Raw genomic sequence first — 24,841 nt, 5'->3', positions numbered from 1 at the left:
CATCCCTGTGCTTGTCACAGGGATCCAGCCGACGCGCGTCTGCGCGGCGAAAGAGTCCTTCCAGCCCCAGGACTTGGGCTGGCTGGATTCCTGTGACAGGCACAGGAATGAGGGTAGTGAGGGGAGACTCAATGCAGCCCGCCAACCCCGAGATGCGTATCGACAATATCCGGGTTCTCCGCAAGCTCGCTGGATGGCCCTTCCCAGACGATGCGGCCGCGTTCCATGATGATGGCGTGGTCGGCGAAGTCGATGGCCATCTGGATGCGCTGCTCGACGAGAAGAATGGTCATTTCGCCGGATTGGGCGAGTTTGGAAAAGGCGGCCATCAGTTCTTCGCAGATGACGGGGGCGAGGCCTTCGAGCGGTTCGTCGAGCAGCAGCACGCGCGGCTGGCCGAGAATGGTGCGTGCGGTGGAGAGCATCTGCTGTTCGCCGCCGGAGAGCTGCGAGCCGAGATTGCGGCGGCGCTCCTTCAGGCGCGGAAACAGCGTGTAAGCCTCTTCGATGGCCGATTTCGGCCGGGTCTTGAGGCCGACGAACAGGTTCTCCTCAACGGTGAGCGTCGGGAATACATCCCGTGTCTGCGGCACGTAACCGAGGCCGGCTTTGGCACGGGCGGCACTCGGCAGGGCGGCAATGTCCTCTCCGCCGAGGCGGATATCGCCGGCGAAACGTTTCGTCTGGCCGGCCAGCGTGGCGAAGAGGCTGGTCTTGCCGACGCCGTTGCGGCCGAGAACGGCAAAACGCGAACCTGATGGCACCGAAAGCGACAGGCCTTCGATGACGCGGGTCGGGCCGTAACCGGCGGTCAGGTTGACGATTTCAAGCGGCGCTGCGGGCATCGGCGTAACTTCCCAGATAGGCTTGGCGGACTTCCGCATTGCTGGTGACATCATCAGGCGAACCGTCGAAGATGACGGCGCCTGCGGCGAGCACCACGACACGTTTGGCAAAACGAAAGACCAAATCCATGTCGTGCTCGATCATCAATATGGCGAGATCGGCGGGCAGCCGGTCGAGCGCCTGTTCGATGCGCGCGGTTTCCGTGGAAGGCACGCCGGCGGCCGGTTCGTCGAGCAGCAGGATTTTCGGGCGAAGCGCCATGGCAAGCGCGATCTCGATCAGCCGCTGTTGGCCATAGGCGATTTCACGCACCCTTGTTTCGGCAAGCGCGAGAAGGCCGAGCGTGCCGAGAATATCGCGTGCTTCGCTCATCACCGATGGCATGGCGCGGTAACGGCCGAAAATTCTGCCGGTCTTTCCTTCCCGCTGGAGAATGGCAAGAGCCACATGCTCCTCGGGCGTCATGTCCTGAAACAGCCGTGTGACCTGAAACGAGCGGACGAGGCCGCGTTTCACCCGCTGGCTGGCGCTGAGGCCTGTCACGTCCTCGCCGGCGATGCGCACCGTGCCGGCCGAAGGTTTGATGTTGCCGGTGACGAGATTGACGAAGGTCGTCTTGCCGGCGCCGTTGGGGCCGATCAGCACCGTGCGGTCGCCCGGCGATAGTGACAGCGAGACGTTGTTGGTGACGACGAGGCCACCGAAATTCTTCTGCAGGCCGGATACTTCAAAAATAGCGCTCATTTGCGATCTCCCCGCAGGCGCGCAATGATCTGCTCACCCGCGCCGTAAAGCCCGCGTGGCGCAAAGAGCACGACCGCAATCAGCAGCAGGCCGACGATCGTCAGCCAATGGAACGGATTGGCGGCTGAAACGACATCTTCGAACCACATGAAGGTGACGGTGCCGATCAGCGCACCATAAAGCGAACCCGCGCCGCCCAGCACCAGCATGACCAGCGCTTCGGCCGAAAGCGTGAAGCTGAGGCTATCGAGGCCGACGACCTGGGTTGAAATGGCGTTGAGCGCACCGCCAATGCCGGCGACGACGCCCGATATGACGAACATCTTCAAAATCGTGCCGTTGACGGAGCCGCCCATGGCTTGAATGCGGATGCTGTCCTGCTTGACGCCCCGACACAGCATGCCGAAGGGTGAATGGACGATGACCCTGAGGGCGACGAAAACGAGGAGCAGCAGACAGACGCCATAGATATAAGCGGTGCGGCCGAAAAGATCGAATTCAAAGGTGCCGAACAGGGCATCCGGCGAGACGCCGGCAAGGCCGTCGCTGCCGCCGGTCCAGTTCGACGCCTTGTTGGCCGCCTCGTGGAACAGATGGATGACGGCGATGGAAAGCACCAGCTGCGGCAGGCCGTGGGCGCGCAGCAGAACCGTGCCGGAGAGCAGCCCTGCGACGCCGCCGGCTGCGGCGCCGATGGCGGTCATGAGCAGCGGATCGGTGATCTCGAAATGGGCGGCAGCGATGCCGGCGGCATAGGCGCCGGCACCAAAGAGCGCGGCATGGCCAAGCGTTGCGACGCCGCAATAGCCGGTGACGAGATCAATCGACAGCACGAGCAGCGCAATGGCAATGATGCGGGTCAGAAGCGCCAGATTATCCGGAAACAGAAAGTAACCGATGATGGCGGCGGCGATGATGATGAGCGGCCCGGCGACAGCGCGCAGCGGCGAGCGTGTCTTCGGGATCTCTGCCGTTTCAGTTACATCGTTCATAAGCACCGCCATCTCATTTCGCCCTTCCGAGAAGGCCGCGCGGGAACAAGGTGATAATCACGATGACCGCCAGATAAAAGAAGAATTCGCCATATTCGGGAGCGAGATACCGCCCGGTCGTATCGATGGCGCCGAGCAGCAGGCAGGCGATCAGCGCGCCCGGAATGGAGCCCGCGCCACCGACCGAGACCACCACGAGGAAGGTGACCATGTAACGCAGCGCATAATAGGGTTCGACCGGCAGCAGTTCCGCGCCGATGACGCCACCCATGGCGGCAAGGCCGACGGCGATGGCAAAACTGACGGCGTAGATGATCTCGGTGCGCACGCCGAGCGCGGCGGCCATCGCGGCATTATCGACAGCAGCGCGCAGCTTGATACCGAAGGCAGTCTTTTCGAAGGTGAACCACAGCGCGCCGGCCACGGCAAGACCGCAGGCGATGGCGAAGATGCGGTGGGTGGCGATGGTGCGGAAACCGAGATCGGTGGGGCCGGCCAATTGTTGCGGCAAGGGAATGGTTTTGAGTGTCGGCCCGAACACAAAATTGGCGATGCCGATGATGCAAAACGTGATGCCGATGGTCATCAGCACCTGCGTCAGTTCAGGTGCGCCATAAATCCGCCGGTAAAGGAAACGTTCGAGCGGTATGGCAATAATGATGGTGCCGACGATGGCAACGAGGATCGCCGCCGCATAACCGAGACCGAGGCCGTGGGCGGCATAAGAGGCAAGGTAACCGCCGATCATGGCGAAAGCGCCATGCGCCAGATTGACCACGCGCATCAGCCCCATTGTCACCGATAGACCGATGGAAATGATGAACAGGACCATGCCATAGGCAAGCGCATCGATGAGGATGCTGAAGACCGTCTGCATGTTGAAAAAACTCCTCCCGGTGCTGTAACGCCCGTCCGGGCCGGAACCGAACCGCCATAGGGGCGGTTCGACCGTTTCAAGAATGCCGCCATTGTGGCGGCGAGGCCTGTGTTGCCGGTTATTTCGCGGCGGCGAGGCCCGGATCGCCCTGTTTTTCGAAAGTCTGGACTTCCTTGTTGTAATAGCTGCCGTCATCGGCCTTGGCGACTTCGCGCAGATAGATGTTCTGCGTGATGTGGCGGCTTTCCGGATCGATGCTGACAGGGCCGCGCGGGCTTGTCCAGGAAAGACCCTTCACCGCCTCGACTGCCTTTTCCGCATCCTGCTTGCCGCCGGTGGCCTCGATCATCTTGCTGATGACATACATGCCGTCAAACGCGCTGACGGCAGGGAAGGACAGTTCCTTCGGATTGCCGATCGCCTTGGTGGCGGCTTCCACGAATGTCTTATTCTCCGGTGAATCATGCGAGACGGCGTAGTGGAAGGTCGTCTGCATGCCGAGTGCGGCCTCGCCCAGTGCCGGCAGGTCGGATTCCTGCGTGAGGTCGCCCGGTGCGAAGAGCTTCACGCCTGCGGATTTCAGACCGTTATCGTTGAAGGCCTTGACGAAGCCGAGCGTGGTCGGGCCTGACGGCAGGAAGGCGAAAACCCCTTGAGCACCGGAGTCCTTCACGCGCTGCATGATCGGGCTGAAATCATTGGTGGAAAGCGGCATGCGGATGGTTTCCACTACCTCGCCGCCGGCGGCGGTAAAGGCCGCCTTGAAGGCGTTTTCGGCATCGACGCCCGGGCCGTAATCGCTGACCAGCGAAATGACCTTCTTCACACCGCCATCGAATGCCACCTTGGCGATGGGGGTGGAGGTCTGCCATGTGGTGAACGAGGTACGCACCACATAGGGGCTTTTCGTCACGATGGCTGAAGTGGCGGCATTCATGATAACCATCGGCACATTGCCCTGCTTCAGAAGCGGCGTGACGGCCATGGCATCAGGGGTGAAATAGAAGCCGGCGAGATATTGCACGCGTTCCTTCACCACCAGTTCCTGCGCCAGCGCCTTGGACTGCGCCGGATCGGCCTGCGGCACATCGCGATAGACGACCTCGACCGTGTCATCGCCGACCTTGTTGCCGTGCAGCGCAAACCAGGCATCGATGCCGGCCTTGAAGTTCTTGCCCTGCAACGCAAAGGGGCCGGAGAACGGACCGACCACGCCGACCTTGATCGTCTCGGCATAAGCAGCAGAACTGAAGCAGATGGCCGCGATTGCGGCGGTGATCCGTAATTTCATTGATTTCCTCCCAATTGATCCGTGGCTCCCATCCACCGATCCAGGCTGCCAGATTGATGAGTGTGGTGACCAAAGTAAAATGAAATAAGGGGGGTAATAAATAACCTGACGGTTATCAATCCCGGCTTCCTCTGCTTCCGTCTGCATTGGTGTCACACAATAGGCATTGCCGGGCGATTCTCAATATGAGCCCGCCGGCGACCATTCCGAGCGGCTGTCTGCAAGCCTCCACGTCCGGATGTCCCGTTATCAAACCGGCTATGACCGGGTGACGGGAGAACATGAATTTCATGCGCGTAAAATGATGTGCCTTAACCAGTTCTAAGGGGATTGTTCGTAGTCTTGCGAAGCATATTTTGAAATTTATTTGGTGTCTGATGGGCGAATATCAAAATAAGGCTGTTGAGCTGATGCGAAATCGCGTCGGAGAAAGTATACTCAACAACAAGATCGAGCGCCGCGAGGCGTTTCTACGCAAGGCGCTGGCTCTGTATCACGTCATGGGTGGTACGGCGGAGGGGGTTCAGGCGGCAACGAAGGATGTTGCAACCCTGCCGGTGCCGCCTGTCGATGTGGCGGTCGGCGATGTCATGTACAAGCTCGCCGCAATCGGCCATGTCGCCGATATCGATATCATTCAGGCTGGTTATAACAAGCTCGACGCCGCGAATCTGCATATCCTCAGCAAAGGCAAGAAGCTGTTGCAGAAACAGCGGGAAAACAAGCTTGCCGCCACCACCACGCCGGCAAAATAAGCCGCCCATTGAGGGCGGCCCAGTGAGGGCGGCTGTGATGTCAGGCCACTTCCCCGACCAGAATCTCCTGCCAGGCATCATAGGCCGATAGAACCGTTTCCATCTGCGCGGTATGGCCGGTGATGAAATCGTCGCCATAGATCGTTTCATCGGGATATTCGGTGATTAGCGTCATCGGTACGGTGTGGCGGTCGTCGATGGACGACAGGCAGGGGAAGCCGTTGATGATGCGGAAACCGGTTTCTCCGGCGTGGATTTCATAAAGCGCGATCTGGCGATTATTGTAGTCCAGCAGTCCGGGAATCGCGCCAAGATGGCGGGTCACCCGGTCGAGCAGAGCTTCGGCCTGATTTTCCCAGTCCGCATGGTGGCGGATGATGAGGAAGAAACCCTTCGGCAGCGTCCACATGGCGAAATTGCGCGGCACATAACCGGATAGAGGCCGGGTCCACTCGTGAGAGGGATAACCGTGCAGGTTCACATGCAGGCTCGCGCCACTCATCTCCTGCGCCTTGAAACGGATTTCCTTCTCGTTGAGATGCGCGCCCGAATTTTCCGGGGTGCGATATTCGAGGTCATCACCAAGAGCGGTGTAACGCGCAGCATGGTGCATATGGCGCGGATTGTCGATGCGAAGCCGCTGGTGCAGGGCGTAGCCGTCGGGATTTTCCAGTGGCGAGATGGTGAAATGCGCGCCCTTGCGCTCCGCGAGTTTGCGGGCGGCGCGGATGGCGCCGACGATGCCTGTCGTCTCGTTGGGGTGCTGGCCGCCGCTGATCATGACGGCAGCATCGCTGCCGGCCACATAACGGGCGGCAAGGACGCGACCGGAGCGTGAGCGGGCATCGAAGGCCTCGCCGCCGATATCCGCCAGCAGTGCCGCCAGTTGGCCTGCCGCAACCGGTTCCCGTGCCTCATCGATCGGCTGATTGTCGCCATCAAGGAAGGTGGTGCTGAGCTTGCGGGTCTCGATGCGCAGCGAGACTTCGCCTGCGCTCTTGATGATTTCCGGCACGATCTGGCCGGGTTTCAGGCCCCGGTCACCCAGCGGGCGGCCGGATTTCTTCTGGAAGAACTCCAGGAGCGAGAAATAGAAGTCCTCGTGCAGCGCTTCACGCAGGCTGACGACCTCATCGCCGACGGAGAGGGCCAAATCTTCGGCCGGATGCGCCACGCGAATGTTCAGTTCCTCGAAATAGGGTTCCTCATCGCCCCAGCCGTGGTTGGCGACGGCATGGATCGCCGCTTCGAAAAGCCGCTCGTAATCCGTCTCCAGCCGCTCGCCGGAGGCGTCACCGGCAGGCCGGAACCAGCCGGTTGGCGAGACATTGGTTTCGCCGACCATATCGGTATGAACCCGGTTTGGGGCCAAAACCTTCAGGGTTTCCTGCTTGCCGTTGCGGCTCAGCGTAACGTCATAATGGAAGGAGTCGTCGTCGCGGGCGATGAAATCGATCTTCGCATCGCCGACAAGAGCCGCCAGCGGATAGGCCTCCAGCCGGAAACGGTTGGCGGGGGCGTTGGCGTGCACGGGGTAACGCACCTCGATGGTGTCGACGCCATCCAGATTGATCTCTTCCAGAAAGGTGAAGAGAAGCGGTTTATAGGCGCTACGGATGCGGGCGCTGACGCCCTTTTTCTTCAGCCTCTCTTCGGCCTCGCGGCGGCTTTTGGCGTCATCAAAGGTCCATGCCTCGAAGGACTGGCCGGGTGTCGCGCGGCTGACGAGGGCATCCAGAGTGCGTTCGAAAGTCTGGTCGAAAATCTGGCTCATCTGGATTACCTCGAGGTTCTGCCTGTTGGGTCGAGGCTGTCGCGCAGCCAGTCGCCGAGAAGGTTAAGGCCAAGCACTGTCAGCAGGATGGCAAGGCCGGGGAAAACGCTGACCCACCATGCGGTCTGCAGATAGGTGCGGCCATCCGCCAGCATGCCGCCCCAGCTCGGTATGGTCGGATCAACGCCGAGGCCGAGGAAGGTAAGGCTGCTTTCCAAGAGGATGTTGTTGGCGACATTCAGCGTCATCAGCACGATGACCGGCCCGATGAGGTTCGGCAGCAGGTGCTGGAGAATGATGCGCCAGTCCTTCACGCCGATGGCGCGGGCGGAAAGGATGAATTCCCGCTCCCGAAGCGTCAGCACCGAGCCGCGCACGAGGCGGGCATATTGCACCCATTGCGATATGATCAGCAGGATGATGGTGTTGGTGAGGCTGCCGCCGACAATGGCGATGAAGGTGATAGCCAAGAGAATGAAGGGCATGGCGAGCTGGATATCGGCAAAGCGCATGACCAGCATGTCCCAGAAGCCGCGATAATAACCGGCGACCAGACCGACCGCGACGCCGAAGATGACCGCGCCGATAACAGAGGTGAAACCGACCAGCAGGGAGATCTTGCCGCCGGCGACGACACGGGCGAGCACGTCACGACCCAGCGGATCGGTGCCGAGTGGATGGGCGGCATTGGCGAAGGGCTTGGCAAGGCGGGCCATCAGGTCGATCTTGTCCGCACCGCCCGGAAACAGCACGTCGGAAAAGACGACGGCAAGGCAGATGACTGTCGTGAGGAACGCGCCGAGGACGAATTCGAGATTGGTGAAGCGCGCGAGACGCGAGGTTTTGGCAGCCATCGTCACTTACTCCGTGCGAATGCGCGGATCGACAAGCCCGTAGGCGATATCGACCAGAAGGTTGATGCCGACGATCATCAGCGACAGCACGGTGATGACGGCCTGAAGCACGGGATAATCACGCGCGCCGACCGCATCGAAGGCCAGCGTGCCGAGGCCCGGCCAGTTGAAGACACGCTCAATGACGACGATGCCGCCGAGCAACCCGCCAAATTGCAGGCCGAAATAGGTGATGAGCGGAATGGCGCAGTTGCGCAGCGCGTGTTTGTAGAGAACCTTGCTTTCGCTGAGGCCCTTGGCGCGCGCCACCATGACATATTGCGAGCGCAGCGTATCGAGCATGGCGGTGCGCACGAGGCGCACATTGGTTGCCGTCAGGATCACACCCATCGTCACTGATGGCATGATGTAGCTGGCAAAACCGCCCATGCCGCTGGGCGGCAGCCAGCCGAGCGTGATGGAGAACAGCAACACCAGCATCGTCGCCAGCCAGAAATTCGGGAAGGACAGGCCGATGAGCGAGAAGATACGGATCACCTGATCGGCCGTTTTGCCGCGCGAGGTTGCCGCCTTGATGCCGAGCGGGATGGAAAGCGCGATCGACACCGCCATGGAGATGAAGGCGAGCAAAAGCGTGGCGGGCAGGGCATCGGCGATGAGGCGCGAGACCGGCGTGCTGCCGGTGAAGCTGCGGCCGAAATCGAGTGTCACGAGGCCCTTGAGGAAACTGAAATATTGCACGAAGAACGGCCGGTCGGTGCCCAGCGCCGCGCGAATGCGCGCCAGATCGTCTTCCGTCATGCTGCCGCCGCCCTGGAACATGGTGACAGCCGGATCGCCGGTAAGGCGAATGGCGAAGGAAACGAGAAGGGTGATGGCGATGACGACAAAAATCGCCTGCAGCAATCGCTTGATGAGGAAACCGGCCACGTTTTTTACCTTGAAGAGAGACCCGGCCTTGCCCGCATTGCGGCGGGCAAGGTGTGTTGATCAGAAAACCAGCCTGATTACTCGACGGTGACGTCGGTCAGCTTCAGGCGGTTATCCGGCGGTGCGACGAAACCCTTGACCCGCTTGTTGATGCCGTAAATGGCATTGGTGTTGTAAAGCGGGATTTCCAGCGCGCGTTCGGCGGTATAGCTGCCGATTTCCTTGAGGATCTTCTCGCGCTCGGCACGGTCGGTCAGCGGACGCTGGGATTCAAGCAGCTTGTCCAGCTTTTCGTCCTTGTCGTAAGGGTTCCACTTTTCACCCGAGTGATACATGGAATAGGCCGTGTTGTCGTAATCGAAGGTCCAGCCGCCCCATTTCTGCTGGAACATCGCGCCGGTCTTGCCCTGCGGGATGATGTCGTTCAAGAGAACGTTGGTTTCGTAAGGCTTGATGGTGGCGGTGATGCCGACCATGGAGAGGTAGCTGGAAATAACCTGCGCCACCTCGTTCATCGTTGCGTCATTGCCGCGGATATCGATCTGCAGCGCCGCGCCTGCCTTGACACCGGCTTCCGCGAGCAGCTTTTTCGCGCCTTCCGGATCGTAAGGCAGCGGCTTCAGTTCCGGGTCGTAACCGAAAGACAGCGCGCTCTGGAAGCTTGCGATCTCGGACGCCTGGCCGGCAAGGATCGACTTGACGATGGTGCCGCGGTCGACGGCCATGATGATCGCCTTGCGCACCTTCGGATCGGCGGTAATGCCGTCACGGGTGTTGAAACGCAGCGCATCGACGGTCGGGCCGGGAACGCTGACGATCTCAAGCTTGGAATCGCCCTCGATGACCGGGATCATGCCGATCGGGATGGTGGGCGGAATGACGAGATCGACGCGGCCGGCCTGCAATTCGGCAACGGCGGTCGCCGGCTCGGCGATGAAGCGATATTCAAGCTCGGAAAGTTTTGGCGCACCGCCCCAGTAATCGGGGTTGGCTTCTAGCTTGATATTTGTCTTCGGCGCGTAGGAAACGAATTTGAATGCGCCGGTGCCGACTGGGTTGAGGTTGAAATTGTCCTCGCCCTTTTCCTTGATGTAGGCAGGCGGAACGATCATGCCGCCATAACCGGCAAGCTTGGTCAGCAGCACGGGATCCGGCGCCTTCAGCTTCATGTCGACGGTGTAATCGTCGATGACATCGACGCTTTCGATGGCGACATAGTTGGAGCGCTGCGGTCCCTTGGCACCCTGTTCGCCAAGAAGGCGCTCGAAGGTGAACTTGACGGCGGCGGCGTTGAAGGGTTCGCCATTGTGGAACTTGACGTTCTGGCGCAGCTTGAAGCGGATGCGCTTGCCCTCATCCAGCTCTTCCCAGGATTCGGCAAGGCCGGGCACAACCTTCAGGTCCGGGCCGCGATAGGTCAGGCCGTCGAAGATGTTGGTGGCGACGGCAGCCCACTGCACGAGGAAGGTGTCGATCGGGTCCCAGCTGCCCGGGTCCTGCGGGCTGGAAATGGTCATCTTGCCGGCGGCAAGAGCCGGTGCGGCGGTGAAGGCCGTGGCGGCCATGGCAAGCGCGACGAACGTTGTCGTCATCCCCTTCTTTATCATTGTCATCTACCTGTTCCTCTTCAGATGGTTGCGGTTCTGGTTGTTATTCAGGCGCTCTTCGCGATGAAGTGGCCCGGATTGATTTCCTCATGGGCGAGAATGGCCGGCTCATCGCCGACACGGCGCACGGGATTGGGTATTTCGCCCTCGATCATGGCGATGCGGCGCTCGATGGTCGGATCGGCAACCGGCACGGCCGACAGCAGGCGGCGGGTATAATCATGCGTCGGCGTTTCGAACACCTGTCGGCGGCTGCCCATTTCCATGATCTGGCCAAGATAAAGCACGGCAACGCGGTGGCTCATCTTTTCCACGACAGCCATGTCATGGCTGATGAAGAGATAGGCGAGGCCACGCTCGGCCTGCAAATCCATGAACAGATTGATGATCTGCGCCTGAATGGAGACATCGAGCGCCGAGAGCGCCTCATCGGCGATGATGAGCTTCGGATCGGAAGCCAACGCGCGGGCAATGCAGACGCGCTGGCGCTGACCGCCGGAAAACTCGTGCGGATAACGCGCGGCATGTTCGGAGCTGAGGCCCACACGCTCCAGCAATTCATCCACCCGCCGACGTACCGCCTTCTGATCATTGATCAAACTGTGGGTGTTGATCGGCTCGGCAATCGAAAAACCGACCGTCTTGCGCGGATCGAGCGAGGCGAAGGGATCCTGGAAGATATATTGCACTTCCTGGCGCATGCGGAAGCGCTCCCCAGCCGACATCTGCGAATAGCTGCGGCCATTAAAGGCAATTTCACCTGACACGGCTGTCTGGAGCTGCTGGATGGTGCGGCCGATGGTGGATTTGCCGGAACCGGACTCGCCCACCAGCGCCAGCGTCTCGCCGGCGTGAATATCGAAGCTGACCTTCTGTACGGCGCTGCAACGGTGCGTCGCCTTGCCGAACAGGTTCTTGCGGATATCGAAACGCACGAACAGGTCCTTGACCGACAGAAGCGGCTTGGCGTCATATTTTGCGGTGTTTTGCACGCGCTCCTCGCCGATCACGACCGGCTGGCCATCCTGCAGCACGGTAAGCGGCAGGCGCTTGGGAAACTCTTCGCCGGTCATGCTGCCGAGGCGCGGCACGGCGGAAAGCAGGGCGCGCGTGTAAGGGTGCTGCGGGTTGGCAAAGATGTCTTTTACAGGACCTTCCTCGACCTTCTTGCCTTTCCACATGACAACGACGTCATCGGCCATTTCCGCCACCACGCCCATATCATGTGTGATGAAGACCATGCCCATGCCGAGCTTCTTCTGCAGGTCGCGCATGATGTTGAGGATCTGCGCCTGAATGGTAACGTCGAGCGCCGTCGTCGGCTCGTCGGCGATCAAAAGCTTCGGCCGGCAGGCGAGCGCCATGGCGATCATCACCCGCTGGCGCATACCGCCGGAAAGCTGGTGCGGGTAGCGTTTCAGAAGCTCGGCCGCATCGGGCAGTCGCACCATTTCGAGAAGTTCGCGGGCCTGCGCCATGGCAGCCGTCTTGCCCAGCTTTTCATGTAGCATCAGCACTTCGCAGATCTGGTCACCGATGGTGAAGACCGGATTGAGCGAGGTCATCGGCTCCTGGAAGATCATGGCGATCTCCTTGCCGCGGATCGATCGCATCTCTTTCTGCGATGCCTTCAGCAAATCCCGGCCTTCAAAGAGGATACGGCCAGTGGGGTAAGTCGCGCCCATCATGTCTGCAAGGCGCATGGTGGACAGCGAGGTGACCGATTTTCCCGATCCGGACTCGCCGACGATCGCCACGGTCCTGCCGGCTTCCACGGAAAAGGAGATGTCGTCCACGACGCGGCTGTCGCCGAACTCGACGCTCAGGCCTTCGACCGAGAGGAGGGCGTTGCGGTTTGCGGCAGTCATGTCAGCGTCTCCGGCTTGGCGTGCGCGGCAATTCTGGCGCGGCCATCTGAATTATGGAAGGGCAAAAGGGCATCGGACAGGCGCGAGCATCAAGCGTGGCGCGAAAGAAGGCGAATGTCGCGGAAAAGCGCATGGTGGCTCACGCCGCCTCAAGGGCGCAATGCGCATCGGATGAGGCCGGCAGGCGCGGATATTGCGATCTTGCCCCGGCTCTGAAAGCCACCGCGTCGGTGCCGGCAAAACGCCCGGCATCGGCCCCGGAATCGATGTTGCGCATGAAACTGTATTCCCCACCCTTGTTTTACAAAAAAGCTAACAAAAGCCGACAATCATGTCCAGAGTGTTGAACAATTTTTGTGTAATGCTCTACAAATGCGCAGGTGCATTTATTTTGGGCGCGGGTGTCCCTGATTGTTCGGAGCGCGTGCCACGCTTCGTCAGGGCTTATTTTCGGGGAAGACTGTCGCCGGTCGGCGAGTGACGGAGATCGGTGACAACTCCGATATGTTCGACCTTATCCTCGGGCTTGACCCGAGGATCCATAACCCGTTGAAGTCGATGGATGCTCGGGTCAAGCCAGACGATGGCGGAGGAAGCATAAGCGGGCAAATTTTATCGCGATGCCGCAGTGGTAGACGATTGTATCGTTGCCTGTGTCACAGCGGATAAACAGTAATGCAACAGGGATACCAACATGACGAATAGAACGGGCGCTGTCAGATTATCCGGTTTCCTGCGTTGCGCATCGGTGGAGGATATCCGGGTTGTGGAAATCCATCTTCCCGAACACCTTCGTCTGACCAGAGCGGAACCTGGCTGTATTTCCTTTGACGTCACTCAGACCGACAATCCTCTGGTCTGGCGGGTAGAGGAACTGTTTGCCGATCGCGCCGCCTTTGATTTCCATCAGCAGCGGACGCGGGCATCGGAGTGGTTTACGGCCACCTCCGCCATTCCACGGGATTATGAGATAACGACACTGGCTTGAATGCGGGTTGGCCGCAGCGACATTCCTGTCGGCTGCGGCCTGATCGTATCGTGACGATGCCTATTCCCTCGGCATGCCGACCGGCGGGGCAAGGCGCCGCTGAGCGGCAATGCGGAAGGGTGCGTTCATGGCGCCATAGCCGGAATAGGCGCCACGCCGCTCGATAATCTCGAAGAAGAAACCTTCACCGAAGGTGCGGCTGTAGATCTGGAAATATTCGCCGTTGTCATCGCGGTCATAAAGAATGCTTGCTTCTCGCAGGGAATCGGAAAATTCCGGTTCCAGACCAAAGCGGGCTTCCAGATCGTCGTAATAATTGCGCGAGATCGGCAGGGCGTGGAAACCGCGCGCCTGCATTGCCTTGGCTGTCGCGAAAATATCATCGGTGGCAAATGCGATGTGCTGGATGCTGGTGCCGAAACCCTCGGCCAGAAATTTGCCGGCGAAGGTCTTGCGGTTATCCGCACCGTTCATGGTCAGGCGGAAATGCGGTGCCGGCACGCTTTCGATCGCCTGACTGCGCACCAGCCCGCCGGGATCGACCACATCAACCATCGGTGTGCGGCGGGTGGAAAACAGCGAGGTGTAAAATAGAAGCCAGGTCAGCATTTCATCATAATGCGTTGTTTGCGCAAGGTGATCGATGCGCTTCAGGCCGGCATTGTCGGCTGCTTTCTGTCCCTGCGTCGGCACAAATTCATTGTCCCAGATGGAAGCGAGCGCCGGCGAAGCATCGAGAAAATAGATGACGCCGTTGCCCACGCCCTGAATGGCGGGAACGGCGACTTCACCCGTCTTGCGCGGTTCCGTGAAGGTCGGCGCGCCGAGCGCTTCGGCCCGGGCAAGGGCCGCCTGCGCATCATCCACCTTCAGGCCAAAGGCATAGGCATTGGTGCCGTGGATGGAATAGGACGCGCCAGCGAAACTGTCGCCTTCATCGCTGGTATTGATGACAATGCGGATATCGCCCTGCGTATAAAGATCGACATCGCGATTGCGATGCTTGCCGGTTCTTTCGAAGCCGAGCGTGGTGAGCAATGTCTCCAGATGGGGCTTTTCTTCCGGTGCCGTGGTGAATTCGACGAATTCCACCCCTTGCGTTTGCACCCGTTCCGGCATGGCCGGCACATCGATGCGAATATCAGGCTCGAGACGACGCACCTGATCCATGAGGTTGATGAGCGAACGGTGCCCGTCTTCGGCGAGCAGGCGGGCTGAGCCACCACGGAACTGGTCGTTGAAGATTTCCAGCGACAGCGGGCCGCTATAGCCGGTGGCGGCGACGGCGCGCATGAAATCCACGACAGGCAGATCGCCTTCGCCGGGCATGTTGCGGAAATGACGGCTCCAATAAAGCAGGTCCATGTCGATCAGCGGCGCATCGGCCAGCTGCACGATGAAAATCTTGTCGCCGGGAATGGAGCGGATCGAATTGGGGTCGATCTTGCGCGACAAAGTGTGGAAACTGTCGAGAATGATGCCGACATTGGCGTGGTCGGCGCGGCGCACCACCTCCCAGGCATCGCGGTGATCGCTGATATGGCGGCCCCAGGCCAGCGCCTCATAACCGACACGCACGCCATGTTTGGCCGCAAGCTCGCCCAGTTGATGGAAATCGGCGGCGGCGCGGTCGATGCCGCCGAGCGACACGGGTGACACGTTGGAGCAGATCAGCATCAGATCGGTGCCGAGTTCGCCCATGATGTCAAATTTCCGCTGGGCGCGTTCAAAGGCGCGGGCGCGGTGCGGCTCCGGCATGCCCTCGAAATCGCGGAATGGCTGGAAAAGCGTGATATCCAGCCCATGATCGGCGGCCAGCGCCTTCACCTCGCGCGGGGAGGCGTCATAGGTCAGGAAATCGTTTTCGAAAATCTCCACGCCGCTGAAGCCCGCCTTGGCGATGGCCGCCAGCTTTTCGGGGAATTCGCCGCTGATCGATACGGTTGCAATGGATGTGCGCATTGGCATGCCGTGTCTGCCTGTGTCATAGCTCGCCATATTGCCTTCCTTTTCAGCCTTATGTACTGATTGGTTAATAATCAGGGCGTGACCGAAGGCCGCTGCCCCACCGATGGAATGGATGATGACCAAAAGCGCAATTTCGAACGGAACCCGAGACAGCCGGCAGGCGAAGCGCGATCCGGAAGGGGTTCGCCGCGACATTCTTTCGGTGGCCATGGAGGAGTTTTCGCAGAACGGTCTCTCCGGCGCCCGCATTGATGAAATTGCGGCCCGCACGCGCACGTCCAAGCGCATGATCTATTATTATTTCAGCGACAAGGAGAGCCTTTATCAGCGTGTGCTGGAAGAGGCCTATGCCAAGGTGCGCGGCGGTGAGAGCGATCTGGAGCTGGACGACCTGGAGCCGGCGGCGGCGCTCGACAAGCTCTGTCGGTTCACCTTTGATCACCACCGACGCAACCCGGCTTTCATCCGCATGGTGATGATCGAGAACATCCATCACGGCCGGCACATGCAATCGTCGGAAACGATCCGTCAGCTCAACCGGCCGGCCATCGATGCGCTGGAAAGCGTGTTGCTGCGCGGCCAGAAAGGCGGCATCTTCCGCGATGGCATTGATGCGCTGGAACTGCACTGGCAGATCAGCGCGCTGTCTTTCTTCAACGTTTCGAACGCCGAGACCTTTTCGTTCATCTTCGGCGATAGCCTGTTTACCGAAAAGGGCCAGGAGACATTGTCGCGGCATGTCAGCGACATGGTGCTGCGTTATGTGCTGACGCCCGGCCATATCACGACGATCGGGAAAAACGGTTGATGAGATGGCGAAGCGCCACCTCGTAACCTTCGATGCCGAGACCGGCGATTACGCCTTCGGCGCGGGTCGAGACGTAGGAATGGTGGCGGAAAACCTCGCGTTTGTGGATGTTGGAAATATGAACCTCGATGACAGGTGCTTCGAAGGCATTCAGCGCATCGAGGATCGCCACTGACGTGTGGGTAAAGGCGCCAGGATTGATGACGATGCCTGATGACTTGCCGCGCGCTTCGTGAATCCAGTCGATCAGCTCATATTCGCGGTTGCTCTGTGCAAAGAACAGCTCATGGCCGGCAGCATCGGCCACCTTGCGGCAGTTGGCCTCCACATCGGCCATGGTCTCATGGCCGTAAATTTCCGGCTGGCGCTGGCCGAGCAGGTTGAGATTGGGTCCGTTCAAAACAGTAAAAAGGCTCATGCTACGCCCTCCGCCATGCAAAGCTCGGTGAAATGTGCCGTCATGCGCTCAGCATCCGGCTCGCGGCCGCAAAAAAGGCGGAACGCGCCGACGGCCTGAAACACGGTCATGCCGCCGCCGGGCAGGGTGCGACAGCCTTTTTTCGCTGCCGTCGCCAGAAGTTCCGTGACGAGCGGCATATAGACGATATCGGCCACCCAGTGCCGCTGTTCGATGAGATCTGCCGCAACCGGCATGCCGGGATAGGCGGGCATGCCCATCGGCGTCGCATGGATGAGACCATCAGCGAAGGGCAGGGAGGCAGCCGGGTCTTTGACGGCAAAGGCGCGGCCCTCGCCGAAACGGGCGTTGAGTTCACCGGCAAGCCGCTCCGCCCGCGGGAAATCGCGGTCGAAAATATCGAGACGGGTGATGTCGAGCTTCAGTGCGGCATGGGCCACCGCCACACCCGCCCCGCCAGCGCCAACCAGCAGCGCCCGGTCACGTTTCGCATCCGGCAGGCCGCGCACGAAACTTTCATAAAAGCCGTACCAGTCGGTATTGTGGCCGATGCGGCGGCCCTCCTTGAAGACCACGGTGTTGACCGCGCCCAACATGCGGGCATCGTCAGAGAGTTCATCCAGATGCGGAATAACCGCCTGTTTGAACGGGTGGGTGATGTTGGTACCGGCAAAACCGCGCGTTTCCAGCTCGTCGAGCAGATCGGGAAGGGCGCTTGCCGGCAATTGGCGGGCGGTGACATCCACCAGCTCATAGGAATAGTCGAGCCCATGGGCCGCCCCTTCGCGCATGTGCAGCGCGGGCGACTTGGAAAGCTGGATATCGGCGCCTATCAGGCCGACCTTGAAGGATTTTGTTTCTGTCATGATCGGGTCGTTCGTCGTTTCGGGGCAGGCTCGCCTGCCTTCAGGTTGCTGGCGAGGTATTGAGACCTCTCCTTCGTCACCTCCCCGGGCTTGACCTGAGGATCCATAGCCCGTGGAAATCAGTGGTTCCTCGTGTCAAGCCCGAGAATGACGTTGCGTATGCCGTGAGGTCGCCGCAAGTCTGAGGGCAGATGGACGAACCTCAGTGGTGGGCGAGAATTTCGCCGAGGAAGGTGCGGGTGCGCTGGTGCTTGGGGTCGCGGAAGAACTCGTCCGGCGGGCCTTCCTCGATGATCTCGCCTTCCGACATGAAGATCACGCGGTCTGCCACCTGCCGGGCGAAACCCATTTCATGGGTGACGCAGATCATCGTCATGCCGTCACGGGCAAGACCGATCATGGTGTCGAGCACCTCTTTCACCATTTCCGGGTCGAGCGCCGAGGTCGGCTCGTCGAACAGCATGGCTTTCGGCTCCATGCACAACGCCCGGGCAATCGCTGCGCGCTGCTGCTGGCCGCCGGAAAGCTGGGCCGGGTATTTATCGGCCTGATTGAGAATGCGTACGCGCTCGAGATATTTGCGCGCCGTCGCCTCCGCATCAGCTTTCGACAGGCCCTTCACCCGCATGGGGGCCAGCGTGCAGTTTTCCATGATGGTCTTGTGCGGGAAGAGATTGAAGCTCTGGAACACCATGCCCACCTCGCGGCGAACCGCATCGATGGCGCGGCTGGAATCCGAAAGCGTGGTCCCCTCGACCGTGATCTTGCCCTCCTGGATTTCCTCCAGATGGTTGATGCAGCGGATGAGGGTGGATTTTCCCGAACCGGACGGGCCGCAAAGGACGATTTTTTCGCCCTTGCGAACCGTCATGTTGACATTTTTAAGCGCATGGAAGGCTCCATACCACTTTCCAACCCCTTGAAGGGCGATAAGCGGAACCTCGGCAGTGGCGGATTGCGGCATGGAAACCTCCTGCTTACTTCACGGTGAACGGGATGTCGGGCAGGCTGTCCGGGAAGGCCGGAACTTCGCGCTTCATCCACTTGTCGTAGATCTTGGCCAGCTGGCCATCGGACTTGATCTTGTCGAGGAAGGCATTGACGGTCTCGTTCCAGTCCTTTTCACCCGGGCGGGTGCCGGCGCCGTTATAAAGCGTCGTCAGATCGAACTTCGGCTCGTATTTGCCTTCGGCCGCCTTGTTCAGCCGGTCACCATAAAACTGGTTGCCGCCGACAACCTCGACCTGGCCGGAAATCAGCGCCTGAATATTGGCGGCGTCATCGTCGAAACGCAGGATATTGGCCTTTGAGCCAGCGCCTGCCGTGATCGAAGTGTCCATCGCGCTCGACTTCGGCACACCGACGGAAACGCCGGTCAGATCGTCATAACCGGCGATCTTCTTGTCTTTCGGGCCATAGACGGACAGCACGTTGCCGGCATAGGGCTTGGAGTATTGAATGGTCTTGGCGCGTTCGGCGGTCATGCCCATGGTCGCGAACAAGAGGTCGACCTTGCCGGTCAGAAGTGCCGGAATACGGTTGGCCACGGCAAGCGGCACGAATTCGACCTTGACGCCGAGATAATCGGCAAAGGCCTTGCCGATATCGGCATCGAGACCGTCCTGCACGCCGCTGGAATTGACGAAGCCCCATGGCGAATTGTCGCCCTGGATGCCAATGACGACCTTGCCCTTGGCTTTTGCCTCTTCCACCGTGCCGGCGAAAGCATCGACCGGGGCGACAAAGGGCAGGGCAACCGTTGCCGCGGCAAGCGCGAGCAGGGCGCGGCGTGAGAATTTCATGCTGGTGGTTTTCATCTTTTGCTCCTCCTTACAAAGCTGATGAGATGGTTATGGTTATTAACGGGAATTGGCCTGCATCCGTCTCTCCACGCCCGCGCCCCACAGGGAAAGCGGCCAGCAGATCAGGAAATAGATGATGCCGACGATGGCAAAGACGGTGAGCGGGCGGAACGTCTGGTTGGAGACGATCTGGCCGGCGCGCGACAGCTCGACGAAGCCGACGATGGCCGCAAGCGAGGTGCCCTTGATGAGCTGCACGAGGAAACCGATGGTCGCCGGCAGCGAAATCTTGAAGGCCTGCGGCAGAACCACGTCCTTCATGCGGGAGATATAATGCAGGCCAAGCGCATTGGCGGCCTCCGTCTGGCCCTTCGGCACCGCCTGGATGCCGCCACGCCAGATTTCACCCAGAAAGGCGCTGGCATGCAGGGTGAAGGCGATGGCGACAGCAATCCAGGCATCGACATTAAGGCCGGCAAGCGCCACGCCGTAATAAACCACGAAAAGCTGCATCAGGAGCGGCGTGCCCTGGAAGACGGCGATATAACCGGTGCTGGCGCGCTGGATCGCCGGGCTTTCGGCAACACGGGCAAGCGCCACGCAAAGACCGAATATGCCACCGCCGATAAAGCCGATGACCGTCAGCGCCAGCGTCCATTTCAGGCCTTGCATCAGGAAGAAGAGTTCGTTGGGACCGATGGATTCCATTGTCTTTTCCTCACTTGACCGGATAGCTGAAGGATGCGCGGGAGATGAGCGAGAAGATGCCCATCATCAGCGAGGAAATGACCAGATAGAGCAGCGTGATCGAGAAATAGACCTCGAACGACCGGAAGGTGTCCGCTTCGATCTTCTGGGCCACGGATGTCAGTTCGTAAGCGGCGATCGAGGTGCAGACCGAGGTGGTCAGCGTCAGCATGATGAACTGGCTGGTGAGCGACGGATAGACCGCCCGCAGCGCCGGTTTCAGAATGATGTGGCGGAATATCTGTGACCGGTGCAGGCCGAGCGCCAGCCCCGCCTCCACCTGTCCCTTGGGAATGGAATCCACGCCGCCGCGAATGATTTCAATGGCATAGGCACCGCCGTTGAGAGCCAGCGCAATGATGGCGGTAACGGTGGGGTTAAGCTTGATGCCAACCTGCGGCAGAGCGAAGAAAATGAAGAATATCTGCACCAGAAACGGCGTGTTGCGGATGGCTTCAACGAAGCCAATGACCAGACCGCGCAGCAGTTTGAACCGCGAACGACGAGCGACCACGCCGAGAACCCCGATGACGGTGGCAAGCGACATGCCGGCAATGGCAAGGCCGATCGTTGCCAGACAGGCCAAAAGCAGCTCGGGCAGGCGGTCCACGACCACCGAAAAATCGAGACTGTAAGACATTCTTCCTCCCAACCCCTTCGGGCCCGGACAGGCGTTTCGCCTTGTCCTTATCGCTTTTGGAACCTTTCGGCGCCAAAGCCCTCCATTCGTCTGACCATGTCCAGAAGGTTCTTTTTCTCATCTGCGGCACGGCTTCAACATGATTGTTTGTACCAGTTAGTTCATTTTTGTGTCAAGCGCTTCACCCTGTTAAAAAGCAGCTGAAAAGCCGTTTTTTCTACATTCGATATTTTTAAGAAAATCTTTTTTTATCAATGGCTAACGCGCAAAGGCGCAAGCGTTTTCAACGCGCGAAAACCCTGCCGCCAATGAGGTGACGTGAGGGGCATGAGAAGCTGATTTTAATCAAAAACCCGTGGGTCTTGCAGCTAGCCGTCTTCCGCGCCGAGCCTGTCTATCTGTCCTGCGACGCGTTCGGCGATCAGCAGGGACGCCCCCGTTGCCGTCACCATTTGCGGCAGTGTCATCCATTCCAGCATCCAGCCCGCGCCTGACCTTTCCTGTTCATGGACAAGCGACTGGTGCAACGCGGAGATCTGCACGGCGTTGAAGCGTGCCAGTGTCACCAGCGTTTCGGCATTGACCGGGTTCTGCTTGTGCGGCATGGCCGAGGAGCCGCCGCCGCCGGAGAGGCGGATTTCCGCGCCGAGTTCGGCCATCAGCGCGATATCCTGGCCGAACTTGCCGAGCGCGCCGCTGATGAGAGACAGCAGATTGGCGAATTCGGCAATGCCGTCGCGCTGGCTCTGCCATTGCGGCCTGTCGGCAAGGCCAAGGCGTTTTGCAAGATCGGCGCGGACCGCGCCGGCATTGTCGCCAAGTTTTTCCAGCGTGCCGGCCGCGCCGCCGAACTGAAGGGCAAAGCCGTTCTGCGCAAAGGTTTCAAGCCGCAGCAGGTGGCGCTCCAGCGGCGCGATCCAGCTTGCCGCCCGGTCGGCGACGGTGATGCCGATGGCGGCCTGCATGCGGGTATAACCCGTCAACGGGTTATGGCCGTCGCGGGAGGCGAGGTCACCGAGCGTATCGATGAGGTGGCCGAGGCGGGTCGTGATGATTTCCACCGCCACCTTCAGCCGCAGCATCAGACTGGTATCGATGACATCCTGACTGGTCGCGCCGAAATGCACCTTGTCCGCCGCCTTGCCGGCGACTGCCGCCCGCATCTGCCGCACCAGTTCCGGCACAACCACGCCATCCTTTGCGACGCCATGGCGAAGCGCCGTCATATCGGCCGCAAAGCTCGAAAGTCCCAAAACGATGGCTTCCGCCACCTCGTCCGTAATGATGCCGGCCTCCGCTTCCGCCTCAGCCAGCGCCATTTCGAAGCGGACCATTGCGTCGATATCCGCCTTTGCCGAAAACAGTTCGACGATCTCGCTATCACCGAAGAGGCCTGACAGAAACGGATGTTCGAAGGGGGAAAGGCTCATTTCACTCGTCCGTTGGGCTCAGATATCGAAAAACACGGTTTCGCCTTCGCCCTGAAGGCGGATATCGAAACGATAGATACTTCCCTCTTCCTTCTTGGCGACAAGCGTGGCGATGCGGCTTTTCTGTTCGACGCGGGCCAGAACCGGGTCGGCCGCATTGGCCTCCTGTTCTTCCGGGAAATACATGCGGGTCTGCAGGCCGATATTGATGCCGCGCGCCACGATCCAGAAGGTGATGTGCGGCGCCATCGGCCGACCGTCGCGGAACGGCACCATGCCCGGCTTGATGGTTTCGAAGATGAACTCGCCGGTATCCATGTCGCCGGGGGATCGACCCCAGCCGATGAAATTCGGATCGGCCTTGCCGCGTGTTTCGCTCGGGCTGTTGTAATAACCGTCCGTGTCGGCCTGCCAGATTTCGATCAGGGCGTCCTTCAGCGGCATTCCCGCGCCGTCATAGACCGTGCCGCGCACACTGATGCGCTCACCGCGCGCCCTGTCGTTATAAAGCGGACCGGAACCGAGATCCTTTTCGAACACGCCTTCGATGCCGACGAAATTGGGCGTGCAGCCGATATGCACATAGGGTCCCGCCGTCTGCGAGGCGGTTTCCTTGAAATAATTGAGCGGCTGAACCATGGTCAGTTGCCCTCCATGCGGTTTTCGAAAAGGGTCGAGCGGCGACCGCGCAGGACGATATCGAACTTATAGGCCAGCATGTCCATCGGCAGCGTCGCATTCATGTCCAGCGGCGCGATAAGCCGTTTGATGGCATCCTCATCCGGAATGGTCTTGACGATGGGACATTTCCAGATCAGCGGATCGCCCTCGAAATACATCTGGGTGATCAGCCGCTGGGCAAAGCCGTGACCGAAGACCGAGAAATGGATATGGGCCGGCCGCCAGTCATTGACGCCGTTCGGCCAAGGGTAAGCACCCGGCTGGATGGTCTTGAACCAGTAATAACCATTCTCATCGGTGATCGTGCGGCCAACGCCGCCGAAATTCGGATCGATGGCGGCGAGGTAGCTTTCCTTTTTGTGGCGGTAGCGGCCGCCGGCATTGGCCTGCCAGAACTCCACCAGCGCGCCATCCATACCGCGGCCGCGTTCGTCCAGCACCCGGCCGTGCACCAGAATGCGCGGGCCAACCGGCATTTCGCCGGGGCGGGCATAGTTGAGGATGAGGTCGTTATCCAGCGGGTTCAGCATGCCATGGCCGAAGACGGGGCCGGTGATCTCGCTCTTCGTACCTTCCAGCGAAATCAGCGCGCGCTGCGGCGAGCGCAGGATCGAAGTCTTGTAGCCGGGCGCATAGGCGAGCGGATGAATGTCGCGGTTGCGCGCGAAGAACGGCCCGGTTTCGGGCGGCTGGTTGCTCATTTCGTCTCCTCCCCATCGCCAGAATTATCAGTGTCAGAATTATCAGGGGAACTATCGGCCTTCATGCTGGCGAGGGCAAGCTTGGCGATCTTGAAAGCATGGTTGGCGGCGGGCACGCCGGCATAGATCGCCACATGCAGCAGCGCCTCGCGAATATCGGCTTCGGTGGCGCCGGTATTGGCGGTGGCGCGCACATGCATGGCCAGTTCCTCATCCTGCCCCAGCGCGGCAAGCAGGGCGATGGTGACCATCGAGCGCTCGCGCTTTGTCCAGTGATTGCCGGACCAAACCGTGCCCCAGGCGGCTTCGGTGATGAGCCGCTGGAAGGGCTGGTCGAAGCCGGATGTCATGGTCTGCGCCCGGTCGACATGGGCGTCGCCCAGTACCGAGCGGCGGGTCTTCATGCCCTGTTCGAAACGTTCATTCTTGTCGATATGGTCCGCCATCGGTCAATGCTCCGGCAAGGTATTGAGAAAAATGCACGCCGCCTGCGCATAGGTGAGCGGCTGTTCAAGGCAGGGAATATGGCCGCAGCCGGCAATGGTGACAAAGCGGCTTGCGGGAATGAAATCTGCCAGCGACTGCACCAGTTCCGGCGGTGTTGAGCCGTCCTGATCACCCGCGACGCAGAGTGTGGGCACGGCGATGCGGCCCGCTTCGTTGGTAAAATCAGCATCGCGAATGGCTGCGCAGGTGCCGCTGTAACCGGCTTCCGGCTGCTGCGAAAGCATGTTGCGCGCACCGGCATAGGCAGCATTGTCAGGCTGGCGAAACGCTGGCGTGAACCAGCGCTCCATGATGGGATCGACCAGCGAGACGAGGCCATCGGCGGCGATCTTGTCGATGCGAGCGTTCCACATCTCGGCCGTGCCGATCTTGTGGGCGGTGTTGCTGAGCACGAGTGCGCGCACCAGATCGGGACGGCGGGCATAAAGCCCCTGCGCAATCAGTCCGCCGACCGACAGGCCCCAGATGATGGCGCTTTTGACGCTGAGGTGATCGAGAAGTTCGATCAGGTCACCGGCATGATCGTCTATCGAATAGGGCGCGCGTCCGACATCCGAAAGTCCATGGCCGCGTTTGTCGTGCAGCACATAGGCATAATCATCGCCAAGCGCTTCGGTGACCGCATCCCAGATGCGGAAATCGGTGCCAAGCGAATTGATGAAGGCGATGACCGGCTTGCCGCTGTCCAATCCCTTGATGCGATAATGGATCACAGTCTCGCCGCAGCGCAGAAAATGCATGATGTGC

At 60.2% G+C, this 24,841-nt stretch carries 26 protein-coding genes; 3 read left to right on the top strand and 23 right to left on the bottom strand.

The features are described 5' to 3' along the window. Positions 1-128: 128 nt before the first annotated feature. From QSV77_RS20265 to QSV77_RS20245, 5 genes are all read right to left on the bottom strand, one after another. Complete coding sequence (locus QSV77_RS20265) at positions 129-845, bottom strand: ABC transporter ATP-binding protein (protein ID WP_271363723.1); 717 nt, start codon at positions 843-845, stop codon at positions 129-131. Next, the gene (locus tag QSV77_RS20260; RefSeq protein WP_302734844.1) at positions 826-1,590 is read right to left on the bottom strand and encodes an ABC transporter ATP-binding protein; all 765 of its coding nucleotides are present in this window, start codon (positions 1,588-1,590) and stop codon (positions 826-828) included. The genes QSV77_RS20265 and QSV77_RS20260 overlap by 20 nt, the downstream gene beginning before the upstream one ends. Beyond that, positions 1,587-2,594, bottom strand: coding sequence for a branched-chain amino acid ABC transporter permease (locus QSV77_RS20255; protein WP_269699871.1), 1,008 nt, complete (start codon positions 2,592-2,594; stop codon positions 1,587-1,589). Before QSV77_RS20255 ends, QSV77_RS20260 begins: the two co-directional genes overlap by 4 nt. A gap of 1 nt (position 2,595) precedes the next feature. Next, entirely contained in the window at positions 2,596-3,459 is an 864-nt protein-coding gene (locus QSV77_RS20250; RefSeq protein ID WP_046802034.1) for a branched-chain amino acid ABC transporter permease, read from the bottom strand. A 118-nt stretch (positions 3,460-3,577) separates the two neighbouring features. Continuing rightward, the gene (locus QSV77_RS20245) at positions 3,578-4,750 is read right to left on the bottom strand and encodes an ABC transporter substrate-binding protein (RefSeq protein WP_052820656.1); all 1,173 of its coding nucleotides are present in this window, start codon (positions 4,748-4,750) and stop codon (positions 3,578-3,580) included. A gap of 377 nt (positions 4,751-5,127) precedes the next feature. On the opposite strand from QSV77_RS20245, the gene QSV77_RS20240 reads away from it, so the two are divergent. Then, positions 5,128-5,505: a hypothetical protein gene (locus QSV77_RS20240; RefSeq protein ID WP_142842077.1), complete on the top strand. Its 378-nt coding sequence runs from the start codon at positions 5,128-5,130 to the stop codon at positions 5,503-5,505. Between the two features lie 40 nt (positions 5,506-5,545). On the opposite strand, the gene QSV77_RS20235 is transcribed toward QSV77_RS20240, so the two are convergent. The 6 genes from QSV77_RS20235 to QSV77_RS20210 all read right to left on the bottom strand — a co-directional run bounded on the left by QSV77_RS20235 (position 5,546) and on the right by QSV77_RS20210 (position 12,815). Then, positions 5,546-7,279, bottom strand: a complete 1,734-nt coding sequence (locus tag QSV77_RS20235; protein ID WP_302734843.1) for a M14 family metallopeptidase — start codon at positions 7,277-7,279, stop codon at positions 5,546-5,548. 5 nt (positions 7,280-7,284) lie between these two features. Then, positions 7,285-8,133 carry an ABC transporter permease gene (locus QSV77_RS20230; protein WP_127758263.1) on the bottom strand — a complete coding sequence of 283 codons (849 nt, stop codon included), beginning with the start codon at positions 8,131-8,133 and terminating at the stop codon, positions 7,285-7,287. Positions 8,134-8,139: 6 nt separating this feature from the next. Continuing rightward, positions 8,140-9,063, bottom strand: a complete 924-nt coding sequence (locus tag QSV77_RS20225; RefSeq protein WP_006316568.1) for an ABC transporter permease — start codon at positions 9,061-9,063, stop codon at positions 8,140-8,142. Between the two features lie 77 nt (positions 9,064-9,140). Continuing rightward, positions 9,141-10,676, bottom strand: coding sequence for an ABC transporter substrate-binding protein (locus QSV77_RS20220; protein WP_142841829.1), 1,536 nt, complete (start codon positions 10,674-10,676; stop codon positions 9,141-9,143). 41 nt (positions 10,677-10,717) lie between these two features. Then, positions 10,718-12,538, bottom strand: a complete 1,821-nt coding sequence (locus QSV77_RS20215; protein ID WP_302734842.1) for an ABC transporter ATP-binding protein — start codon at positions 12,536-12,538, stop codon at positions 10,718-10,720. A 139-nt stretch (positions 12,539-12,677) separates the two neighbouring features. Beyond that, entirely contained in the window at positions 12,678-12,815 is a 138-nt protein-coding gene (locus QSV77_RS20210; RefSeq protein ID WP_302734841.1) for a hypothetical protein, read from the bottom strand. 417 nt (positions 12,816-13,232) lie between these two features. On the opposite strand from QSV77_RS20210, the gene QSV77_RS20205 reads away from it, so the two are divergent. Next, the gene (locus QSV77_RS20205) at positions 13,233-13,526 is read left to right on the top strand and encodes a putative quinol monooxygenase (RefSeq protein ID WP_302734840.1); all 294 of its coding nucleotides are present in this window, start codon (positions 13,233-13,235) and stop codon (positions 13,524-13,526) included. A gap of 60 nt (positions 13,527-13,586) precedes the next feature. Here QSV77_RS20205 and QSV77_RS20200 read toward each other — a convergent pair whose 3' ends face one another. Then, positions 13,587-15,488, bottom strand: a complete 1,902-nt coding sequence (locus QSV77_RS20200; RefSeq protein WP_302735283.1) for a bifunctional sugar phosphate isomerase/epimerase/4-hydroxyphenylpyruvate dioxygenase family protein — start codon at positions 15,486-15,488, stop codon at positions 13,587-13,589. Positions 15,489-15,609: 121 nt separating this feature from the next. Between QSV77_RS20200 and QSV77_RS20195 the strand changes: the two genes are divergently transcribed. After that, positions 15,610-16,302, top strand: a complete 693-nt coding sequence (locus tag QSV77_RS20195; protein ID WP_271363716.1) for a TetR/AcrR family transcriptional regulator — start codon at positions 15,610-15,612, stop codon at positions 16,300-16,302. Here the strand turns inward: QSV77_RS20195 and aroQ are convergent. The 11 genes from aroQ to pcaD all read right to left on the bottom strand — a co-directional run bounded on the left by aroQ (position 16,277) and on the right by pcaD (position 24,834). Continuing rightward, a complete protein-coding gene (aroQ, locus tag QSV77_RS20190) occupies positions 16,277-16,720 on the bottom strand; it encodes a type II 3-dehydroquinate dehydratase (protein ID WP_271363715.1) in 444 nt (147 codons plus the stop codon). The two genes, QSV77_RS20195 and aroQ, sit on opposite strands and share 26 nt — an antisense overlap. After that, positions 16,717-17,586: a shikimate dehydrogenase gene (locus QSV77_RS20185; RefSeq protein ID WP_302734839.1), complete on the bottom strand. Its 870-nt coding sequence runs from the start codon at positions 17,584-17,586 to the stop codon at positions 16,717-16,719. The genes aroQ and QSV77_RS20185 overlap by 4 nt, the downstream gene beginning before the upstream one ends. Positions 17,587-17,788: 202 nt before the next feature. Further along, positions 17,789-18,550: an amino acid ABC transporter ATP-binding protein gene (locus QSV77_RS20180; RefSeq protein WP_271363713.1), complete on the bottom strand. Its 762-nt coding sequence runs from the start codon at positions 18,548-18,550 to the stop codon at positions 17,789-17,791. Between the two features lie 13 nt (positions 18,551-18,563). After that, on the bottom strand, positions 18,564-19,403 hold the full coding sequence (locus QSV77_RS20175; protein ID WP_142841836.1) for a transporter substrate-binding domain-containing protein: 840 nt from the start codon (positions 19,401-19,403) through the stop codon (positions 18,564-18,566). 42 nt (positions 19,404-19,445) lie between these two features. Further along, complete coding sequence (locus QSV77_RS20170) at positions 19,446-20,096, bottom strand: amino acid ABC transporter permease (protein ID WP_142841837.1); 651 nt, start codon at positions 20,094-20,096, stop codon at positions 19,446-19,448. 10 nt (positions 20,097-20,106) lie between these two features. Continuing rightward, positions 20,107-20,775 (bottom strand): amino acid ABC transporter permease, encoded by a 669-nt coding sequence (locus QSV77_RS20165; RefSeq protein WP_271363711.1) that lies wholly within the window; start codon positions 20,773-20,775, stop codon positions 20,107-20,109. 368 nt (positions 20,776-21,143) lie between these two features. Then, positions 21,144-22,205, bottom strand: coding sequence for a 3-carboxy-cis,cis-muconate cycloisomerase (locus QSV77_RS20160; protein WP_302734838.1), 1,062 nt, complete (start codon positions 22,203-22,205; stop codon positions 21,144-21,146). Positions 22,206-22,223: 18 nt separating this feature from the next. Further along, complete coding sequence (gene pcaG, locus QSV77_RS20155) at positions 22,224-22,844, bottom strand: protocatechuate 3,4-dioxygenase subunit alpha (RefSeq protein WP_302734837.1); 621 nt, start codon at positions 22,842-22,844, stop codon at positions 22,224-22,226. 2 nt (positions 22,845-22,846) lie between these two features. Further along, the gene (gene pcaH / locus QSV77_RS20150) at positions 22,847-23,587 is read right to left on the bottom strand and encodes a protocatechuate 3,4-dioxygenase subunit beta (protein ID WP_302734836.1); all 741 of its coding nucleotides are present in this window, start codon (positions 23,585-23,587) and stop codon (positions 22,847-22,849) included. Then, a complete protein-coding gene (gene pcaC, locus QSV77_RS20145; RefSeq protein WP_302734835.1) occupies positions 23,584-24,033 on the bottom strand; it encodes a 4-carboxymuconolactone decarboxylase in 450 nt (149 codons plus the stop codon). Before pcaC ends, pcaH begins: the two co-directional genes overlap by 4 nt. Before the next feature lie 3 nt (positions 24,034-24,036). Next, a complete protein-coding gene (gene pcaD, locus QSV77_RS20140; RefSeq protein ID WP_302734834.1) occupies positions 24,037-24,834 on the bottom strand; it encodes a 3-oxoadipate enol-lactonase in 798 nt (265 codons plus the stop codon). Between the last annotated feature and the right edge of the window lie 7 nt (positions 24,835-24,841).

Source organism: Agrobacterium sp. V1 (assembly GCF_030518355.1).
GTDB lineage: Bacteria > Pseudomonadota > Alphaproteobacteria > Rhizobiales > Rhizobiaceae > Agrobacterium > Agrobacterium cucumeris.
This window is presented reverse-complemented; position numbering and strand designations above follow the sequence as displayed.

Coding starts and splice junctions, on each gene's coding strand:
- QSV77_RS20265 (WP_271363723.1), bottom strand. CDS start 845: ATGCCCGCAGCGCCGCTTGAAATCGTCAACCTGACCGCCGGTTACGGC.
- QSV77_RS20260 (WP_302734844.1), bottom strand. CDS start 1,590: ATGAGCGCTATTTTTGAAGTATCCGGCCTGCAGAAGAATTTCGGTGGC.
- QSV77_RS20255 (WP_269699871.1), bottom strand. CDS start 2,594: ATGGCGGTGCTTATGAACGATGTAACTGAAACGGCAGAGATCCCGAAG.
- QSV77_RS20250 (WP_046802034.1), bottom strand. CDS start 3,459: ATGCAGACGGTCTTCAGCATCCTCATCGATGCGCTTGCCTATGGCATG.
- QSV77_RS20245 (WP_052820656.1), bottom strand. CDS start 4,750: ATGAAATTACGGATCACCGCCGCAATCGCGGCCATCTGCTTCAGTTCT.
- QSV77_RS20240 (WP_142842077.1), top strand. CDS start 5,128: ATGGGCGAATATCAAAATAAGGCTGTTGAGCTGATGCGAAATCGCGTC.
- QSV77_RS20235 (WP_302734843.1), bottom strand. CDS start 7,279: ATGAGCCAGATTTTCGACCAGACTTTCGAACGCACTCTGGATGCCCTC.
- QSV77_RS20230 (WP_127758263.1), bottom strand. CDS start 8,133: ATGGCTGCCAAAACCTCGCGTCTCGCGCGCTTCACCAATCTCGAATTC.
- QSV77_RS20220 (WP_142841829.1), bottom strand. CDS start 10,676: ATGACAATGATAAAGAAGGGGATGACGACAACGTTCGTCGCGCTTGCC.
- QSV77_RS20215 (WP_302734842.1), bottom strand. CDS start 12,538: ATGACTGCCGCAAACCGCAACGCCCTCCTCTCGGTCGAAGGCCTGAGC.
- QSV77_RS20210 (WP_302734841.1), bottom strand. CDS start 12,815: ATGCGCAACATCGATTCCGGGGCCGATGCCGGGCGTTTTGCCGGCACC.
- QSV77_RS20205 (WP_302734840.1), top strand. CDS start 13,233: ATGACGAATAGAACGGGCGCTGTCAGATTATCCGGTTTCCTGCGTTGC.
- QSV77_RS20200 (WP_302735283.1), bottom strand. CDS start 15,488: ATGCGCACATCCATTGCAACCGTATCGATCAGCGGCGAATTCCCCGAA.
- QSV77_RS20195 (WP_271363716.1), top strand. CDS start 15,610: ATGACCAAAAGCGCAATTTCGAACGGAACCCGAGACAGCCGGCAGGCG.
- aroQ (WP_271363715.1), bottom strand. CDS start 16,720: ATGAGCCTTTTTACTGTTTTGAACGGACCCAATCTCAACCTGCTCGGC.
- QSV77_RS20185 (WP_302734839.1), bottom strand. CDS start 17,586: ATGACAGAAACAAAATCCTTCAAGGTCGGCCTGATAGGCGCCGATATC.
- QSV77_RS20180 (WP_271363713.1), bottom strand. CDS start 18,550: ATGCCGCAATCCGCCACTGCCGAGGTTCCGCTTATCGCCCTTCAAGGG.
- QSV77_RS20175 (WP_142841836.1), bottom strand. CDS start 19,403: ATGAAAACCACCAGCATGAAATTCTCACGCCGCGCCCTGCTCGCGCTT.
- QSV77_RS20170 (WP_142841837.1), bottom strand. CDS start 20,096: ATGGAATCCATCGGTCCCAACGAACTCTTCTTCCTGATGCAAGGCCTG.
- QSV77_RS20165 (WP_271363711.1), bottom strand. CDS start 20,775: ATGTCTTACAGTCTCGATTTTTCGGTGGTCGTGGACCGCCTGCCCGAG.
- QSV77_RS20160 (WP_302734838.1), bottom strand. CDS start 22,205: ATGAGCCTTTCCCCCTTCGAACATCCGTTTCTGTCAGGCCTCTTCGGT.
- pcaG (WP_302734837.1), bottom strand. CDS start 22,844: ATGGTTCAGCCGCTCAATTATTTCAAGGAAACCGCCTCGCAGACGGCG.
- pcaH (WP_302734836.1), bottom strand. CDS start 23,587: ATGAGCAACCAGCCGCCCGAAACCGGGCCGTTCTTCGCGCGCAACCGC.
- pcaC (WP_302734835.1), bottom strand. CDS start 24,033: ATGGCGGACCATATCGACAAGAATGAACGTTTCGAACAGGGCATGAAG.
- pcaD (WP_302734834.1), bottom strand. CDS start 24,834: ATGCATTTTCTGCGCTGCGGCGAGACTGTGATCCATTATCGCATCAAG.